Raw genomic sequence first — 16,342 nt, 5'->3', positions numbered from 1 at the left:
TTCCATCGACCTAGGGCACGTTCGGATAAACGTACTCGGCGAGATAGAGCTGGATCAACCAAAGCACGAAGAACGCGACGATCGGAGACATGTCGAGCCCGCCCATGCTGGGCAGCCTCCGCCGAATCGGGCCGAGGACCGGTTCGGTAATCCGATAGAGAAACTCCGCGACCGCTCCGACGAACTGGTTGCGGGTATTCACAACATTGAACGCGATCAACCAGGACAGAATTGCCGATGCGATCAGCAGATAAATGTACAGATTGATAATCTGGATCAGAATGAAGACTATCGGGCGCATCAGCGAAACACTCTCTGGGCCTGTGTCGTGGGATGGTCATGGCTAGATATCGGTTCCCCCCGGCCCAAACAAGAGAAGTCGGCGCCGGGATGGCTAAAACCTGGTTACACCCGTCCTTGACTTGACCTTGGCGGGGACTTAAATGGCGCCCGGTTGTCGGCCGCATTGACCAGAGCGGCCAGCAAACGGGGCCATAGCTCAGCTGGGAGAGCGCGTCGTTCGCAATGACGAGGTCGGCGGTTCGATCCCGCCTGGCTCCACCAGCCTTCGCTCGCTTCGCGAGCTACGGCTAGGCAAGCCAGCCGAGCTCTTTCGTAGCGAAGGGAGCGAAGGCTGTCCCGCCATAGCCCGCAGGGCGACGGCGAACCCCTTCTACAAGGCCTACCTCCCTGTAAACCTTGGCGGCCGCTTCTCCATGAAGCTCGCCACACCCTCCCGGAAATCGCTGCCATTGAGCGCGACCAGCATCTCGCGATTGGCCTCGATCGTGGCCTCGGCCAGCGTCTGGAACGGCACCTCGTAGAGCTGCCGCTTGATCCCGGCCATCGCACTCGGCGAGACGAAATCGGCGAGGTCACGCGCATAGGCATAGGTCTCCTCGCGCAGCTTCTCCGGCGGGCAGAGCCGGTTGACCAGTCCGATCCGCAACGCCTCGTCGCTCGAAACGCGCCGCGCCGAGAGCAGCAAATCCATCGCATTGGCGTGGCCGACGATGCGCGGCAGCATCCAGCTGATGCCGTGCTCGGCAATCAGGCCGCGCCGCGCGAAGGCTGTCGTGAACACCGTGTTGTCTGCGGCGAAGCGCAGGTCGCAATAAAGCGCATGCACGAGGCCGATGCCGGCGGTCGCGCCGTTGAGCATGGCAATGACCGGCTTGCCGATCGACGGATAGAAGCCGTAGCGCGTCTGCCAGTCCGGCCGGCGATTCATGTCGAAGGGCGGCAGGTTCGAGGCGCGCCTGACGTCGTTGGGATCGAGCCCTTTCAGCGCATCCATGTCGGCGCCGGCGCAGAAGGCGCGGCCCGCGCCGGTGAGCACGATGACGCGGACATTGTCGTCGGCGCTTGACGCTTCCATCGCATGGCGCACGTCGCGCTCCATGATCGGCGTCCACGCATTCATGCGGTCGGGACGATTGAGCGTGATGGTCGCGATCCTGTCGCTCACCTCATGGAGAATGTGTTCGTAGGCCACGGCGCTCTCCCTGTGTTTCCCGGCACGCCTTCGCGCGCGCTCATTGGGAGCGAGCCTAGCATATTCAGGGATGAGGCAAGGGTTCCGTGCGCGGGCCGCGCGATCACTCGGCGGCTTGCGCCAGCATCGGCCGGCGCGTCAGCCATCCGTCGATGAAATGATCGAGCCAGGCGCGCTCCGCGAAATCGTAGACGGCACGGTCCGCGAAATGATGATGCCGTTCGCGCGCGCCCGGTGCAGAGAGGCCGTCATAGCCGCGCGTGGTCCAGCAATGCATCATCGCGTAGGTCACGTCGGGATGGAACTGCAAGCCGAAGGCATTGCCGGCGCTAAATGCCTGGATCGGAAAATCGTCGCCCTCGGCGAGCAGCTCGGCGCCGACAGGCAGCTCGAATCCCTCGCGATGCCAGTGATAGACCTGCGCCGGCCAGGCCGAGCAGAGCGCGTGTCCGGCCGCCGTCGGGCGGATCGGGTAGTAGCCGATCTGGGTCAGGGCGTCGGCGTGCGGCGCGACGCGGGCACCGAGCTGCATCGCGAGCATCTGCGCACCGAGGCAGATGCCGAGGAACGGCCGCTGTTCGCGGAGCGGAATCTCGATCCAGCCGATCTCGCGGCGGACGTAGTCGTCGGGATCGTTGGCACTCATCGGACCGCCGAAGACCACGGCGCCGGCATGCTGCACGAGCGTCTCGGGCAGGGGATCGCCGAAGCGGGGACGGCGGATGTCGAGAGGATGGCCGAGCGCACGAAGCGCGTTGCCGACGCGGCCGGGCGTCGAGGATTCCTGATGCAGGACGATGAGAACCGGCAGCCGGTGTTCAGGACGGGCAGCAGATGCGCCAAGGGCCCTTCTCGTTGGGAAGGGCACTACCTCCGCGCCACCAAACCTGTCCGTCCGGAACGACATTGCCTTTCCAAATGCTATCGGCTCAGACCGACAGCATAGCTAAGCGATGGTTAACATCGTGTGAGTTCGCGCACACAAGCTTCTCGATATGGAAAGCAAACTCCGGGCCAGTGCGGGCGCTTCGGGGTTTCCTAGTGCCTCTGCCTCTGGAACCGACTTGTGGCTGACAGGATGAAGTCACGCGGGAAGAAACGCAGCGCGAACGGCAGAATCTTGATGCCCAGACCAGGCAGCACTGCCCGTTTGTTTGCCATCAGGCCACGATAGGCCTCCCGTGCAACATCGGCGGCAGGAACATTGAGAACGGCGGTATCATGTCCGGACCCAACGCCGGCGCGCGCCTGGAATTCGGTGGGCACCGGACCCGGGCAAAGTACGGTGACGCGAACGCCGTGCGGCGCGAGCTCCGCCCGCAACGCTTCGGTGAAAGAGATCACATAGGCCTTGGAGGCGTAGTAGACGGCCATGCCGGGGCCGGGCAGAAAGCCCGCGATCGATCCGACATTGAGAAGGCCGCCCTTGTTCCTGATGAGTTGATCGGCGAAGCGCAGCGACAGATCCGTCAAAGCCCGGACGTTGACATCGACGATGCCGACCTGCTCGACGCGGTCGCGCTCGATTGCATCGCCGAATACGCCAAAGCCGGCATTGTTGACGAGATGATCGAGCTCGACGTCTTCGGCCGCGAGCGCTGCCGCGATCTTCTCGCCGGCGTCGGGTTCTTGCAGATCGCACGCGATCACGATCGGCTTCTTGCCGCCCTTGGCGGCGAGCTCGTTCGCGAGCGCCTCCAGCCGGTCCGCCCGCCGCGCTGTCAGCGCGAGACGGTGTCCATTCGCGGCGAACACACGCGCCAGCTCCGTGCCTATGCCCGCCGAGGCACCGGTGATCAACGTTACCCGCTCAGTCACGATCGAAGTCTCTTGAATTGAAGTATTTTGGCCCCGCAATGGTTGGAACGAGAGCATAGGCCGCGCGCGACAAGCAAGCGGCGCTGGCAGCATGGCCGCCTGAGCGGGCAACAGGGAGAGCGGGAAAAACCGCGGATTTACAGAGGAATCCGTAACCCTGGCGCTTGGGGTTACATTAAAGTTTCGTCATGTGGTCAATACAACCGGCAATGCGCCGTATCGGGATGGATCAGCCGCTGACGGCGCCGTCCTTCACCTGACCGCCGGCGCGGTCCGCAACCGCATGCTTGAGGTCGATCCGGTCGCGCTGGGCGATCCCGAGCAGGTCGGAGGCGCGCCAGACGACGTTGTCCTCGAACTCGGTGACCTGGCCGTCGGCATAGACCAGCTCCCACATCATCTGGACGATGCGCTTGCGGCCCTCTTCGTCAAGCGAGCGCATGATGACGCTGGTGAAATGGTAGAGATCGACGGCCTCGCCTTCGACCTGGGTCGCGTCGGCGATCAGACGGTCCGCGGCACCGCGATCCAAACCGAAATGGCTTTCGATCAGGCTGTGCAGCTTGCGCTGCTCGGCCTGAGTCGGCTGGCCATCAAGCGAGATCACGTGGACCAGCAGTGCGGTTGCCGCCAGCCGATAATCGCTGTCGCCGAAGGCGCGATCCCCGGCATGAGGGGCAACAATTTCAGCGATGAATTGGCGCAGGCCGTCCAGCATGAAGTCCCTACCGAAATCGATGAAGCCGCGGGAAGCGGCCGCTACAAGCCATTATATGAGTGGGAAACTCAACCAGCGCAACGTGCGTCAGTTCCGCGCGCTGCATTACGTTTCGGCAATCTCCACTGATGTCGTCCTGGCGAAGGCCAGGACCCATACCGCGGAATCTATCGATTGCGCGCAGTCGAAGTACCGAACGATCAGTCTTCGCCAAACTCTTCCCTGGGGTAATGGGTCCTGGCTTTCGCCAGGACGACAATGGAGGAAGCCACTCACGGTATCTCGTACACCACCATCTTGTCGGCGATGCCGCGGAGCGCGGCCTGTTTCTGGATCGGCCTGATCTCGCGCTGCTTCAGCACTTCCGCCACGGCCGGCGCATCCAGCACCGGGCCGGTGATGTGGATCTCCTGCGCGGTCGACAGGCTCTGCACGCGCGCCGCGATGTTGACGGTCTGGCCGAAATAATCCTGGCGCTCGTTGAGCATCACTGCAAGGCACGGGCCTTCATGGATGCCGATCTTGACGATGAGGTCGGCGGTGCCGCGCTGCCTGTTGAGCTCGTCCATTGCCGCGCGCATCCGCAGGCCCGCAACGATCGCGTGCTCGGGACGAACGAAGGTCGCCATCACGGCATCGCCGATCGTCTTCACCACGGCGCCCTTTTCGGACGAGATGATTTCGAGCAGCGCATGAAAATGCGCGCGCACGAGATCGAAGGCGGCGAGATCGCCGACGCGCTCATAGAGCGCGGTCGAGCCCTTGAGATCGGTGAACAGGAAGGTCAGCGAGGTGATCTGGAGCCGCTGGTCGAGACTGAGATTGTCCGCCTTGAAGACATCGCGAAAGGTCTGGTTCGACAGCATCCGCTTGGCGGTGAGGAACGGCTTGCGCCTGCCGATCAGATGATGGAGCGCCTCGGCTGCGATGAACACCGACGGCAGCACGCGCACGCCGGCCTGGTTCTCCAGCGACAGTCGCAGCGGGCCCGGCCGCATGGTCGTCGTCCCCGTCGGAGCCTGCACCTTGTTGTACATGATGGCGAGCTGCTGACGGTCCTTGGTCGGCTCGCCCTGCACGTCGATGAACTGGGCGGCGTGCGTCACCGGCTCGAAGATGATGATGAAGTCGTTCGGCAGTTGCAGCGACATGGTCGCTTTCTCGCCAGCCGGCAGCTCGAGCGTATCCAGCGTCACCTCGTTGGACAGCGTCGCAAAGGACTCCTTGTCGAAGTCGACGCCGGAGCTCCAGAACACCTGCTTGAAATATTCCCACACCGGAAGCGTATCGGGATCGTGCGCCGCGATCCGTCGCACGCGCGGATTCACGGTGAAGGAGACCTCGACCTGGTCGTCGACGGAGGCCTTGTAGCCGCAGGCGCAAAGCGCGCAGTGATAATCGTCCGGCTTGAGCGCCTTCAGGGTCGAATGCGCGCCAAGCACGCCGCCACATCCCGGGCACAGCACGTTCCAGCCGAGATCGAACAGCCCGAGCCGCGCCGAATGCAGGAAACCCGAGATCGCCCGCTCTTCGTCGAGATTGTACTGTCTGGAGAAGTCGAGAACGTTGACGCGGTTGAGCTCGTGATCCTGACCATGATCAATGAGGTGTTGAATCGCATCTACCACCTTCGGATCGGCGGTCTGCTTCAGCACGGACAACTGGGCCTGGATGTCGCTCATGGCGTAACTCTATCTAGGGTGGATCACGCCATTGGCCAGACGAATGCCTGTCACCGACGCGTGATGCGGAACATGGGTGAGTGATCCGGCTGGGTCGTGACGACGCCGTAGGGGATGACCGGATTGGTGTCGACGAGCTCGACGCGGAACGCCCCGATCAGCCGGGCCAGCGCCAGCACCGATTCGGCTTGCGCGAACGGCGCGCCGATGCAGACGCGCGGGCCGGCGCCGAACGGCAGATAGGCGAAGCGATCCGGCGCGTCCATCGACAGGAAGCGCTTGGGAATGAATGCGTTCGGCTGATCCCACAACTTCTCGTGCCGGTGCAGAAGCCACGGCGCGATCATGATGATGTCACCCTTGCCGATTGCAACGCCGGCCGCATTGTCCTTGTCGCGCGCGGCCCGCGCGATCAGGAAGGCAGGCGGATAAAGCCGCATGGTCTCCTCGACCACCGCACGGGTGAGTTTCTGGCGATCGATGTCGGCAATGCTGTCGAGATGTTCGCCGCGGGTCTCGGAGGCAACCTCCTCCTGGCTGTCCGGATCGAGCGCGAGCAGATAGAGCGCCCAGAACAGCGCGGTTGCCGTGGTCTCGTGACCCGCGAGAATCATGGTCGCGACCTCGTCGACGAGCTGCGCGTCGGAAAAGCCCTTGCCCGTTTCAGGATCGCGCGCCTCGTCCATGAGATCGAAGAGATCGCGCGGCGGCGCGCCGTCCTTCTTGCCCGCCGCACGCCGCTCGGCGATCAGCATCGCGACAAATTCAGTCCAGCGCTTGCGGAAGCGAGCGCGGGCACGGTCCATCGGGGTCGGCCAGGACACCGGCAACACCATGTCGAGGAAGTAGGGCCGGCCGAGTCGCTCGCCATATTCCATGACGAAGTTGCGCAAGGTCGGGCCATGCCGGTCCATCCCGAACGAAAACATCGTGCGCCCGGCGATCTCGAGCGTCATGCGCTGCATCATCTCGCGCAGATCGACGGCCTCGCCCGTTTGCGCATCGAGCTTTGCGATGGTCTCGTCGAGCACCGCCGTCATATGCGGGACGAGGTTTGCGGTGGCACGCGGCGTGAAGGCGGGCGCCAATGTACGGCGCTGAAACGTCCAGGCGTGGCCTTCGGCAATCAGGAGACCCTCGCCGAGCACGGGGCGCAGCATGCGGATGCCCGCCGGCGTGCGCGTGTAGTTCTCGTAATTGTTGAGCAGGATATGCCGGATCGCGTCCGGACGGTTCAGGATGAAGCTCCTGTGCAGCAAGAGGCGGCCCTGGATGACATCTTCCTCATAGGCGCGCTGCCCCCAGGTTGCGATCATGTTCTGCCTGATCACGGCAAGCCGGCCGAAGAACGACATATCGTCCGGGGCGCGCGGCGGGGTCGGAGGGACGATGGGCCGACGCGCGCTGGCGATGTTCATGGCTCTCTCCCGCAGGCATTTAGCAGACTTGCGCCGCTCAACAGCTAATAAGTCAGTTCGGCAACCGCAATCCTGTTCTCGGGGGCAGGCCAGGCGCGTGCCACAATTCGTTCTTCATTGAACTCGGCCACGACGTTACGCCCGACCTCGCCGGCCGGAAAGCGCAGGGTTGCTGCCGAATCCGTGGGGACACCCGGCTTAACGTCGGCGGGCTCCTTGCCGTCGAGCACAACGATGTCGCGCGGCAGGCCGAAATAGCCGCGCGGGCGCGACATCAGCACGACCGCGCCGGCGTCCTTGTCGGCCGGTCCGAACGGGCGCGCGGCACGCAAATGCACGACGTTCGAGGAGCGCGGGAAGGGCGAGCGGTAGAAATGCGTCGTCGGTGCGTCCGGCGAGGTCAGCACGAATTCGAGCGGCCAGGCGGGATCGACCTCGACCGGTCCCCAGCGGCCATCGGCCGCCGTCGTCGAGCGGTGCACGGCCTTGCCTTTGCGCTCCCCGCTTTCGCGATCGACACGAAACACCTCCACCTTCGCCCCGGCCACCGGACGATTGGTCGGCACACCGCCCGGCGTGCCCGTGACCAATCCGCTGAGCCGGACACTCCGCTCCGGCACGATCGCGATACGCGCGGGCTCGCAGCCGGCGATGAATTTGTAAATCTCGCGGAAGGCGCGCGGATGAAATGCCGTCTCACGATGGTCGAGCGCGCCGAGCACGAGATTGGTGGCGCCCTTTAGCTCCGGCCCCTCGGCAGTGACGCCGGTCGGCACGCCTGGCTTGCCCATGAAGCGGCCGTCGGCTTGCGCATATTTGTCCATGCCGTCGCTGCGCAAGGTGAGGAAGGCCGTGCCCGGCGTCACCTCGCTCTCGCCCTCGTTCAAGCCGCGCAAGAACGCGCCACGTCCGTTGAACTCGCTGCCGAGCAGGGCATCGAACGCGAACACGCCGTGATTGGGGGTGCCACACAGAACGGCACGGCTGACATCATCAGCGCCGCCGTTCTTGATGACGTTGCGGATCGTGTAGCCACCGCGCGAGCTGCCGACCAGCGCCACGCGTGCCGCGCCGGTGCGGCGCTTCAGCTCGGTGATAGCGGCGGCAAGCTCACGGCGCTGGTCCTCGGTCGAAGAACGGTTGGCCTGCTCGACCGTGTCGTCGTCGCGCGCGGTGGGATTGGTGAAATTGATCGCCATCATGCGGTCGCGCGCGATGCCGTTGGATTCCATCCGCCACATGGTCGTCATCCAGACCGCATCGTAGTCGCCATTGCCATGGACGAACAGGATCGGCGGCACCTCGGAGGTCTTGTCCGTGCTCTTGGCCGCGGACGGAGATTGCGCCAGCGCATCCATCTGGAAGCTCGCAACAGCGAAAGGCAAGCTACCTGCACCTTGCAGGATTGTCCGTCGTGACAGCTTCATAAGGTCCTCCCCGGCAAAACCATGTCTTTGCACCGCTTATAGCGGCCTAACCACTGGACAGCGAAGGACTTTCGCGGGCATCACTGACGACGCCGGAATCATTGAAACCATTTCTGCCAGACGACTTGGAAGGGGATATGACCGAGCAGACGAACCGTCAGAGACGTTCCGCCGACGGCATCACGGCACCGCTGCGATACACCGTATTCCGGCGCATCTGGCTCGCCAGCCTGCTCTCCAATCTCGGCCTCCTGATCCAGGGCGTGGGCGCGGCCTGGGCGATGACGCAGATGGCGGCCTCCGCCGATAAGGTGGCGCTGGTGCAGACCGCATTGATGCTGCCGATCATGCTGATCTCGATGCCGGCCGGCGCCATCGCCGACATGTATGACCGCCGTATCGTGACCCTGGTCTCGCTCTGCATCGCGCTGACCGGCGCGACCGCGCTGACGATCCTGGCCGGTTTCAAGCTCATCAGCCCTGAAACGCTGCTGGCCTTCTGCTTCATCGTCGGCAGCGGCAACGCGCTGTTCGGGCCTGCCTGGCAATCCTCGGTCAGCGAGCAGGTGCCGCCGGATTCGCTGCCATCGGCGGTGGCGCTCAACGGCATCAGCTACAACATCGCACGCAGTTTTGGCCCCGCGATCGGCGGCGTCATCGTCGCCTCTGCCGGCGCGGTCGCCGCCTTTGCCTGCAACGCGATCCTCTATCTGCCGCTGCTGGTGGTGCTGCTGCTGTGGCGGCGCAGCACCGAGCCCTCGCGGCTGCCGCGGGAAAAGCTCAACCGCGCCATGGTTTCAGGCTTCCGCTACATCACCAACTCGCCGCCGATCAAGATCGTGCTGTTGCGCACGCTGGTGATGGGCCTGTGCGGCGGTGCCGTGATGGCGCTGATGCCGCTGGTCGCGCGCGACCTCCTGCACGGCGGCGCGCAGACCTACGGCATCATGCTGGGCGCCTTCGGTATGGGTGCTGTCGTGGGCGCGCTCAATATCCATGAATTGCGCAAGCGCATGAGCGGCGAGGCCGCGATCCGCGCCTGCACCATCTCGATGGCATTCGCGATGGCCGCCCTTGCCGTGAGCAACGAACCGGTGCTGACCGCGGCCGCGCTGGTGCTGGCCGGTGCGGTCTGGATGGCCTCCGTCGCGCTGTTCAACATCGGCGTGCAGCTCTCGGCGCCGCGCTGGGTCGCGGGCCGCTCGCTCGCGGCATTCCAGGCCTCGATTTCCGGCGGCATCGCGATCGGCGCCTGGGGCTGGGGTCATCTCACCGATTATGCCGGCGTCGAGGTCGCCCTGCTGACGGCGGCCGGCCTGATGCTGATCTCGCCGCTGCTCGGAATCTGGCTGGCGATGCCGCGCGTCGGCGCCCGCAACGAGGACGCCGACGTGCTGGCCGACCCGGAAGTGAAGCTGTCGCTGACCGGACGCAGCGGACCTTTGGTGGTGGAGATCGAATACCGGGTGTCGCAGGAAAACGCGCGACCATTCCACAATGTGATGCAGGACGTACAGCTCTCCAGGCAGCGCAACGGCGCCTATGGCTGGTCGATCGCGCGCGACATCGCCGATCCGGAATTGTGGACCGAGCGCTATCACTGCCCGACCTGGTTCGATTACCTGCGTCAGCGCAACCGTTCGACCCAGTCCGAACGCGCGCTGCATCAGCAAGCGATCGATTTCCATATCGGCCCCGATCCGGTGCGGATCCGCCGGATGCTGGAGCGCCCGTTCGGATCGGTGCGCTGGAAGGAAGAGACGCCGGATCGCGCCAGTGCCGAGGTGCTGCCGGTGGTCGCGACCGCGGCGGGAAGCAGCACTTAGGCCTCGTCATTCCGGGGCGCGCGAAGCGCGAACTCGGAATCCATCGAGCGGCATATGCTTGGAGAAATGGATTCTCTGATGCGCAATTGCGCATCGTAGCTCGCGCCTAACGGCGCGCCCCGGAATGACTGTCACTGCCCGTGTTCCGTCAGCACCTTGTCGCAGGCCTTGCTCAGCCGCGCGCGATGCTCTTTCAGGCAGGCAAGCACGGCCTGATCGCCATTGTTCATCACCGGACGGCAGAAGCGTGTGACGTCACGCGCGCACGCGTCATGGCCGGGCTGCTGCGCGGAGGCGCCCGACGCGCACAGGATCAATGGAATCATGAAAAGAAATCTGGTCATCGCGTAATGCCTCTTACCCGGCAGATGTGCGGGCGAAGCTAGTGCGGTGATCCCGGAGCCGCAACGGCTTTATTAATAGGCTGCATCCCGCCGCCGCGTGGCCCCGGCTTGATGCCGGGGCACATCGCGTGGGGAGCTAACCGACGCAACGATCGCTGAGTTGCGCGCTCTTACTGACCGTCCTGGGCGTCAGCGACCTTGCGTGACGCGCCTTTTGCGAGGTCCTTGTCCATCACCGCGCGGCAGCCGGCGCTCAGATCCGTACGATGCTTCATCATGCACGCCGTGATCTTCGGGATGTTGGGGATCTCCGACGAGCACAGGCGGAAGGCATCGCCGGTGCACTGCTGCTGCGCTTCGGCCGAGAAAGCGAAGCTCGAGGTCGTCGAGACGATCGAGACGATGGCGGCAAAGCCCAGCGCCAGGCCGGTGTCGCGGATTTTAGCGGAGAACGACTTGGTCATTTGAAGCTCCCATTGGCGCCGCCGGAGCGGGGCCCGTTGTTGATGGGAACTACGATGCTCCAGCAAAACAGTTTCTACTGTGATGACGGTCACGTGCCGCATCGCAACTGTGACACCGGTCACTTTGGCGCACCTGCCTGAAATTCCTCCGCAACCGCTGTCGTGTTGGTGTCACGTTAACTGTTCCTTCGCATTAATGGCTCGTCGCGCGGGAAATTCCGCTGGTTTGGTTGCGTATTTGGAAAGAGTAGCGATGCGTAATGCGTTGGGCCTGATGCTGGCCAGTGTAGTTGCGGCGGTCGTGATCGCCGGGGGTTGGTTCTTCTATTCCTCGCGCGCCGACCAGGGCGCCCCCAAGACAACAGCCGCCCGTGCCGCCGATCCTTTGCCGGCGCCGGCCAAGCTTGCCGCCAAGGATGACGTCGAGACCACCGGGGCAATCGCGGGCAAGCCTGCCGCCCTGGCTGCGGCGCCTACGCCCGCACCCGCACCGGCACCGGCTCAGCAAACGACGAGCTGCACCAATCCGAATGCACTGGGCGTGTCGCGCGTGGTCGAGATCGACACGACCGGCGGTCCGGGTTTCGGCTTCGAGCAATTCAAGCAGTTTGATTTCCTCGCCGACAAGGAGGTCGTGCTGACCTTCGACGACAGTCCCTGGCCGCACAACACGCCGGCCGTGCTGAAGGCATTGGCCGATGAATGCACCAAGGGCCTGTTCTTCTCGGTCGGCAAGCACGCCACCTGGCATCCGGAGATCCTGCGCCAGGTTCTGGCCCAGGGCCACACTGTAGGCACGCACACCTGGTCGCACGTCAATCTCAACGGCAAGAAGATGACGGAGCAGCAGGCCAAGGACGAGATTGAGAAGGGCTTCAGTGCGGTGAAATGGGCGCTCGGCACCAATCCGTCGCCGTTCTTCCGCTTCCCGCAGCTTCAGCAGAATCCGGCGCTCGTGAGCTATCTCGGCAGCCGCAGCGTCGGAATTTTCTCAACTGACCTCGACTCCTTCGATTTCCGCAAGGAGAGCACGCCGGACAAGATCATCAGCAACGTGATGACCAAGCTCGACAAGCTCGGCAAGGGCATCATCCTGATGCACGATTTCCAGAAGCGGACCGGCGAAGCGCTGCCGACGCTACTCGCGCGTCTCAAAGCCGGTGGCTACAAGGTCGTGCAGATCAAGGCCAAGACGACGTTCGAGTCGCTGCCTGAGTATGACGAGGCGTTGCTCAAGGAGCTGAAAGTGCCGACGTCCGGTGCGACGAACGCGCGCCCGGTCTCGAGCGTGGTACAGACGGTCTCGCAGCGTTAAGCACTTCGGTTCGACAAGCATGATGGCCGGGCTGAGCCCGGCCATTTCCATTTTGGGAGCTTCATGCCGCCGCTTACCAGTAGACGCCGTGGCGGTGCAGCTCGCTGATGATGCGGCCTTCGGTCCAGGTGCGCTTGTGCTTCGGCTTGTCCGCCTTCGCACTGGTCTTCGGTCCAGGCTGGGTAGCAGTGGGCGCGGATGTCGTCGCGGTCGCCGCAGCCGGCGCCGTAGTCGAAACCGCCGGCGGACGATCGACATATTTCGGAGCGTCGGTGGCTGGCGCTGCTTCGCTCAGCTGCGTCGTCGCATTGGTCGTTGCCGTCGTCGTCTGCGGAGCGGAGGCCTGCTCGTTGACCGTGGCGAGCGACAGGCTGCGGTCGCCTGCAAAGGCAGATGCGGAAGCCAGGACCATGGCGGCAACCAGAATGATCTTGCGCATGTGAAATCTCCCCGTGTTTGCGTGACCGGGACACTAGGGGAGACGCGTCCCGCGTTATGTGATGGAGATCACGCGCCCTGCCGTGGCGGGACCAGTCGCAAGCAGAAAAGCGCAGGCCAAATGTCGGATGATGATGATCGGATGAATCAAGGCGCTGGTGCCGCAAGAGGGACTCGAACCCCCGACCCCGTCATTACGAATGACGTGCTCTACCAGCTGAGCTATTGCGGCGGACCCTGGCGGGACCGGCGAAGCCGGGCCCCGATACGCGCGCTCCTGATATCGGGCATGGCCCGAATTGGCAAGGACAAGCCGGGTCTGAAATGTGCCTCACGCGCCCCAGCGCGACCAGAATCCGCGCCAGCCGCTGGCCTGGGCCTTTGCTTGGTCTCTGGGCGTGCCGATTTGTTCCGTAAATTCATCGCTTGGACCGTCCTCATCGATGCCGGGATCATCAGGGGCGCGGACGATCGGGATGACGGCGGGGATCGGGGCAGGAATCGGGGCAGGTGCGGGCTTGCCGAGGTCGGCGCGGGTCCGGAACACCGGTGTTGCCGCAGGTAGCGATGATTCGGCCGGCTCCGGGGCCGGTTTGACCGCCTCATCGGGCGTGACCGCCAGCTCGTCCTTGGCCGCCGGGGGTGCGTTGTCCTGTGCGGCCGGCGTCGGCGCCGCCACGCTCGGTTCCACCGGACTCTCGGAGACCACCGTCACCCGCTTCGGCGGCGGGGCCGCCAACATGGCTTCCTCGAAGGCGGAGGACTCGATCGTGGTGCCCCTGTCCGAGGGCAGGCTCGCGACCGGCGTCTGCCACTGGAAGGCGTCGAGGCGGCCGGTGACCGGGGAGACCGGGCGCCAGCGATCGCTGACATAACCGTCCGCGGTCCAGGCCGGATCGTGCCGGGCGCGCACCGCGCGCAAGGTCCAGGCACGGGCACGGCCGCCGTCGCCATGCTCGGTGCGCTCGATCTCGGCCATCAGCAGCGCCACGCGCTGGGTCGGATCATTGACGTAAGGCGCGAGCACCTCGCGCGCGCGGGCGAATTCCGAGGCATCGATCGCGGCGCGCGCGATCGCGAGCTGGCCTTCAACGTAGCCGGGCTTGTCGGCAGAGACCTTGGCTGCGAGCGTCTCGACCCGCTGCAAGCGCTGCCGCGCGGCATCGCCGAGCTTCACATGCGCATAGGCGTCCGCAAGATCGGGATGCGGATTGGCGAGCCAGGCAGCCTCGACCAACTTCATGGCGCGGCGCACCTGATGCGCCTCGCTCTCGAATTTCGCGGCGAGCACGGCGGCAGGCACCAGCGCCGGCGCGAGCTTGATAGCCTCCATCACGCTCTCACGCGCGACGTCGCGGTCCATGGTCTCCAATTCCAGCGCGCGCGCCGTCAGCAGCACGCCGCGCTGCCGGCGGTAGGCCGCCTTGTCGATCAGGCCCGCGGACAAATTCGAATCGAGAATTGCGACCGCGCCGCTCCAGTCGCCGCGCGCGCAGCGGAAGCCGAGCACCGCGTGCGAGGCCCAGGTCGAGGACGGCGACAGCTTGATCGCTTCCTCGGCGATCATCACGGCGCCAACCGCATCGTCGGCCCGCTGCGCCTCGATGAAGAGACCGCGCAGGCCAAGCAACCGCGTGTCCTCACGCTCGGCCATGGCGCGGAAGGCGCGCTGCGCTTCGTCGCGATTGCCTTCGAGCTGCGCCGACTGCGCGTGCAGCAGCAGCGCGAGCGGATCGTTCGGCGCATACCGCCGCGCCGCTTCGGCGTGACGGCGGGCAAGCGCGGTATCGCCATGGCCGATCGCGAGCAGGCCGTGGGTGATGGCGTGGCGACCGCGCGCGTGGCGCTTTTCGTGACGGCGGCGGCGCATCCGCCCCGGCGTGCGCCAGATCGTCGTCAAAATGCTCCAGGCCAACACGACCACCGCCGCAAAAAGGCCGAGCCCAAGCACGAACCTGGGAAACGTGGTTGTGGCGCGGAAGACGCCCCAAGTCAGGACGAAATCGCCGGGCTGGTCGGCAACCCAGGCCGCGCCGGCCGCCGCGAGCGCGATCAGAACGAGAAAGAGCACGATGCGAAGCATGGCGATCCCTATACGCGCAGATTGTTGCGCGAATCTTATTGAGCAGGCTTGGCGAGATCCGCCATCGCATCATCGGCGAATTTCCGGGACGCGGCCAGCGCGGCATCGCGGGCATCGGCCTTGTCGAGCCAGGCCTGTGCCGGCGCGCGATCGGCCTCGGGCAGCGTCTTCAGCTCGCGCCGCGCCTCGACGAAATCGTTGCGTAGCGCCGCCGACGTAACCCGCGCGACGATGGCGCCGCGATCGTTGCCGATCCCGTCGGTGCGCTCGATGCGGACGAGTTTTGACGCGCCCGCCTGGAGCCGTTCGACGATGCCGGCGCCGCTGCTCGGGGCTTCCGCCGGCGGCGACAGCTTCGGCACGATGTTGAGAAGCTCGCGGCTCAACGCGACCGGCGTCGGGATGCCCGCGGACGCGAACAGATCAAGCGGCTTCAGCATATCGGGCTTGGCCGCAAGCGCCCGAGCCGCGGAAAGCTGCGCCTGATAGGGATCGTTATGGCGAACGGCAACGTCGAGCAGGGAGGCGACAACCATATAACGCAACGGCCTGTCGTCCATCACCTTTGCATCTGCGATCTTCTCGCCCTGCTGCGCGAGTTCGGCGCGCGCATTCGTGCTGGCGCGCTCGAGTTGGGAGATGCGGTCGTTGAGGGCAGAGAGATCGGACGAGGCCGCCGCATCGCGCGGCGCTGATTTCGCATCATTCAATGCGCTCGCGGTCTTGTCGGACTGCGTGCGCAGATTGGCGATATCGCTGCGCAAGGTACCCACGGATTTTTCCAGCGCGTCGAGCCGCGCGACAATCGCCGGATCGGCCGCGGGCTTGGCCGCCCTGGCTTCGACCGCGGCAACGCGTCCGCTCAGCGCATCGATCGTCGCACTCGTCACCTGCGGCGCGGCCGGCGGCGCCTGCACCGCGGGCCAGCCCAGCATCCAGCCGACTGCGATCACGACTGCCGCTGCGACAGCGCCGGAGAACGGCGCAATGACCCAGGGCGACACCGGTGCGGACGCAACGGCGGCCCGCGCCTCGGCGCGCTGCGGCTCAGCCTGAGCCTCTGCGATCCTGGCCTCCTCGATCTTGGCTTCCTCGACGCTGGCCTGCTCGGACTTTGCCTGCTCGGGCGTCGGCTGAGCCTCCGGCTCGCCCGCCAAGTCCTGCGGCTGGGTGGAGACTTCGGTCGCATCGAGGTCGATGGTGGGCGGGGTGCGCTTGGCACGGCCGGACTCGGGAGCCAATCCTGCGTCTTCAGGCTTGTCGTCGGCCATCGTGACGGTTCCTCACACTTGCGTACCTTGCGCAGATCCCTTG

Annotated in this window: 15 protein-coding genes and 2 tRNA genes; 3 read left to right on the top strand and 14 right to left on the bottom strand. The window is 65.0% G+C overall.

Annotated elements, in window-relative coordinates; translation table 11 throughout:
- Window positions 1-10: 10 nt before the first annotated feature.
- Complete coding sequence (locus ABIB73_RS14230) at window positions 11-301, bottom strand: YggT family protein (protein WP_045004511.1); 291 nt, start codon at window positions 299-301, stop codon at window positions 11-13.
- 187 nt (window positions 302-488) lie between these two features.
- Here ABIB73_RS14230 and ABIB73_RS14225 point away from each other — a divergent pair.
- Window positions 489-564 (top strand) — tRNA-Ala (locus ABIB73_RS14225).
- A 118-nt stretch (window positions 565-682) separates the two neighbouring features.
- Here the strand turns inward: ABIB73_RS14225 and ABIB73_RS14220 are convergent.
- From ABIB73_RS14220 to ABIB73_RS14190, 7 genes are all read right to left on the bottom strand, one after another.
- Window positions 683-1,495: an enoyl-CoA hydratase gene (locus tag ABIB73_RS14220; protein WP_354224953.1), complete on the bottom strand. Its 813-nt coding sequence runs from the start codon at window positions 1,493-1,495 to the stop codon at window positions 683-685.
- A gap of 103 nt (window positions 1,496-1,598) precedes the next feature.
- Entirely contained in the window at window positions 1,599-2,402 is an 804-nt protein-coding gene (locus ABIB73_RS14215; protein ID WP_354224952.1) for a glutamine amidotransferase, read from the bottom strand.
- Window positions 2,403-2,533: 131 nt separating this feature from the next.
- A complete protein-coding gene (locus ABIB73_RS14210) occupies window positions 2,534-3,313 on the bottom strand; it encodes an SDR family NAD(P)-dependent oxidoreductase (protein ID WP_354224951.1) in 780 nt (259 codons plus the stop codon).
- A 229-nt stretch (window positions 3,314-3,542) separates the two neighbouring features.
- Window positions 3,543-4,031 carry a tellurite resistance TerB family protein gene (locus ABIB73_RS14205; protein ID WP_354224950.1) on the bottom strand — a complete coding sequence of 163 codons (489 nt, stop codon included), beginning with the start codon at window positions 4,029-4,031 and terminating at the stop codon, window positions 3,543-3,545.
- 272 nt (window positions 4,032-4,303) lie between these two features.
- Window positions 4,304-5,713: an adenylate/guanylate cyclase domain-containing protein gene (locus tag ABIB73_RS14200; RefSeq protein ID WP_354224949.1), complete on the bottom strand. Its 1,410-nt coding sequence runs from the start codon at window positions 5,711-5,713 to the stop codon at window positions 4,304-4,306.
- A gap of 50 nt (window positions 5,714-5,763) precedes the next feature.
- Window positions 5,764-7,131 (bottom strand): cytochrome P450, encoded by a 1,368-nt coding sequence (locus ABIB73_RS14195; RefSeq protein ID WP_354224948.1) that lies wholly within the window; start codon window positions 7,129-7,131, stop codon window positions 5,764-5,766.
- A 44-nt stretch (window positions 7,132-7,175) separates the two neighbouring features.
- On the bottom strand, window positions 7,176-8,558 hold the full coding sequence (locus tag ABIB73_RS14190; protein WP_354224947.1) for a hydrolase: 1,383 nt from the start codon (window positions 8,556-8,558) through the stop codon (window positions 7,176-7,178).
- A 137-nt stretch (window positions 8,559-8,695) separates the two neighbouring features.
- Between ABIB73_RS14190 and ABIB73_RS14185 the strand changes: the two genes are divergently transcribed.
- Window positions 8,696-10,384, top strand: coding sequence for an MFS transporter (locus ABIB73_RS14185; RefSeq protein ID WP_354224946.1), 1,689 nt, complete (start codon window positions 8,696-8,698; stop codon window positions 10,382-10,384).
- A 131-nt stretch (window positions 10,385-10,515) separates the two neighbouring features.
- Here ABIB73_RS14185 and ABIB73_RS14180 read toward each other — a convergent pair whose 3' ends face one another.
- Together ABIB73_RS14180 and ABIB73_RS14175 are read right to left on the bottom strand one after the other, a co-directional pair.
- Window positions 10,516-10,728, bottom strand: a complete 213-nt coding sequence (locus ABIB73_RS14180) for a hypothetical protein (protein ID WP_354224945.1) — start codon at window positions 10,726-10,728, stop codon at window positions 10,516-10,518.
- Window positions 10,729-10,898: 170 nt separating this feature from the next.
- A complete protein-coding gene (locus ABIB73_RS14175; RefSeq protein WP_354224944.1) occupies window positions 10,899-11,192 on the bottom strand; it encodes a hypothetical protein in 294 nt (97 codons plus the stop codon).
- A 253-nt stretch (window positions 11,193-11,445) separates the two neighbouring features.
- Between ABIB73_RS14175 and ABIB73_RS14170 the strand changes: the two genes are divergently transcribed.
- Window positions 11,446-12,507, top strand: coding sequence for a polysaccharide deacetylase family protein (locus ABIB73_RS14170; protein WP_354224943.1), 1,062 nt, complete (start codon window positions 11,446-11,448; stop codon window positions 12,505-12,507).
- 73 nt (window positions 12,508-12,580) lie between these two features.
- On the opposite strand, the gene ABIB73_RS14165 is transcribed toward ABIB73_RS14170, so the two are convergent.
- The 4 genes from ABIB73_RS14165 to ABIB73_RS14150 form a co-directional block, all read right to left on the bottom strand.
- Window positions 12,581-12,946: a hypothetical protein gene (locus tag ABIB73_RS14165; RefSeq protein WP_354224942.1), complete on the bottom strand. Its 366-nt coding sequence runs from the start codon at window positions 12,944-12,946 to the stop codon at window positions 12,581-12,583.
- 155 nt (window positions 12,947-13,101) lie between these two features.
- Window positions 13,102-13,177: transfer RNA gene (locus ABIB73_RS14160), tRNA-Thr, on the bottom strand.
- A gap of 99 nt (window positions 13,178-13,276) precedes the next feature.
- Entirely contained in the window at window positions 13,277-15,028 is a 1,752-nt protein-coding gene (locus tag ABIB73_RS14155) for a heme biosynthesis HemY N-terminal domain-containing protein (protein ID WP_354224941.1), read from the bottom strand.
- Between the two features lie 35 nt (window positions 15,029-15,063).
- A complete protein-coding gene (locus tag ABIB73_RS14150; RefSeq protein ID WP_354224940.1) occupies window positions 15,064-16,299 on the bottom strand; it encodes a COG4223 family protein in 1,236 nt (411 codons plus the stop codon).
- Window positions 16,300-16,342 lie beyond the last annotated feature (43 nt).

This window comes from Bradyrhizobium sp. F1.4.3 (genome assembly GCF_040548375.1).
Classification (GTDB): domain Bacteria; phylum Pseudomonadota; class Alphaproteobacteria; order Rhizobiales; family Xanthobacteraceae; genus Bradyrhizobium.
This window is presented reverse-complemented; position numbering and strand designations above follow the sequence as displayed.

Bases quoted from the DNA above. Each gene is read 5' to 3' on its own strand.
- ABIB73_RS14230 (WP_045004511.1), bottom strand. From the start codon at position 301: ATGCGCCCGATAGTCTTCATTCTGATCCAGATTATCAATCTGTACATT.
- ABIB73_RS14215 (WP_354224952.1), bottom strand. From the start codon at position 2,402: ATGTCGTTCCGGACGGACAGGTTTGGTGGCGCGGAGGTAGTGCCCTTC.
- ABIB73_RS14205 (WP_354224950.1), bottom strand. From the start codon at position 4,031: ATGCTGGACGGCCTGCGCCAATTCATCGCTGAAATTGTTGCCCCTCAT.
- ABIB73_RS14200 (WP_354224949.1), bottom strand. From the start codon at position 5,713: ATGAGCGACATCCAGGCCCAGTTGTCCGTGCTGAAGCAGACCGCCGAT.
- ABIB73_RS14195 (WP_354224948.1), bottom strand. From the start codon at position 7,131: ATGAACATCGCCAGCGCGCGTCGGCCCATCGTCCCTCCGACCCCGCCG.
- ABIB73_RS14190 (WP_354224947.1), bottom strand. From the start codon at position 8,558: ATGAAGCTGTCACGACGGACAATCCTGCAAGGTGCAGGTAGCTTGCCT.
- ABIB73_RS14185 (WP_354224946.1), top strand. From the start codon at position 8,696: ATGACCGAGCAGACGAACCGTCAGAGACGTTCCGCCGACGGCATCACG.
- ABIB73_RS14180 (WP_354224945.1), bottom strand. From the start codon at position 10,728: ATGACCAGATTTCTTTTCATGATTCCATTGATCCTGTGCGCGTCGGGC.
- ABIB73_RS14175 (WP_354224944.1), bottom strand. From the start codon at position 11,192: ATGACCAAGTCGTTCTCCGCTAAAATCCGCGACACCGGCCTGGCGCTG.
- ABIB73_RS14170 (WP_354224943.1), top strand. From the start codon at position 11,446: ATGCGTAATGCGTTGGGCCTGATGCTGGCCAGTGTAGTTGCGGCGGTC.
- ABIB73_RS14165 (WP_354224942.1), bottom strand. From the start codon at position 12,946: ATGCGCAAGATCATTCTGGTTGCCGCCATGGTCCTGGCTTCCGCATCT.
- ABIB73_RS14155 (WP_354224941.1), bottom strand. From the start codon at position 15,028: ATGCTTCGCATCGTGCTCTTTCTCGTTCTGATCGCGCTCGCGGCGGCC.
- ABIB73_RS14150 (WP_354224940.1), bottom strand. From the start codon at position 16,299: ATGGCCGACGACAAGCCTGAAGACGCAGGATTGGCTCCCGAGTCCGGC.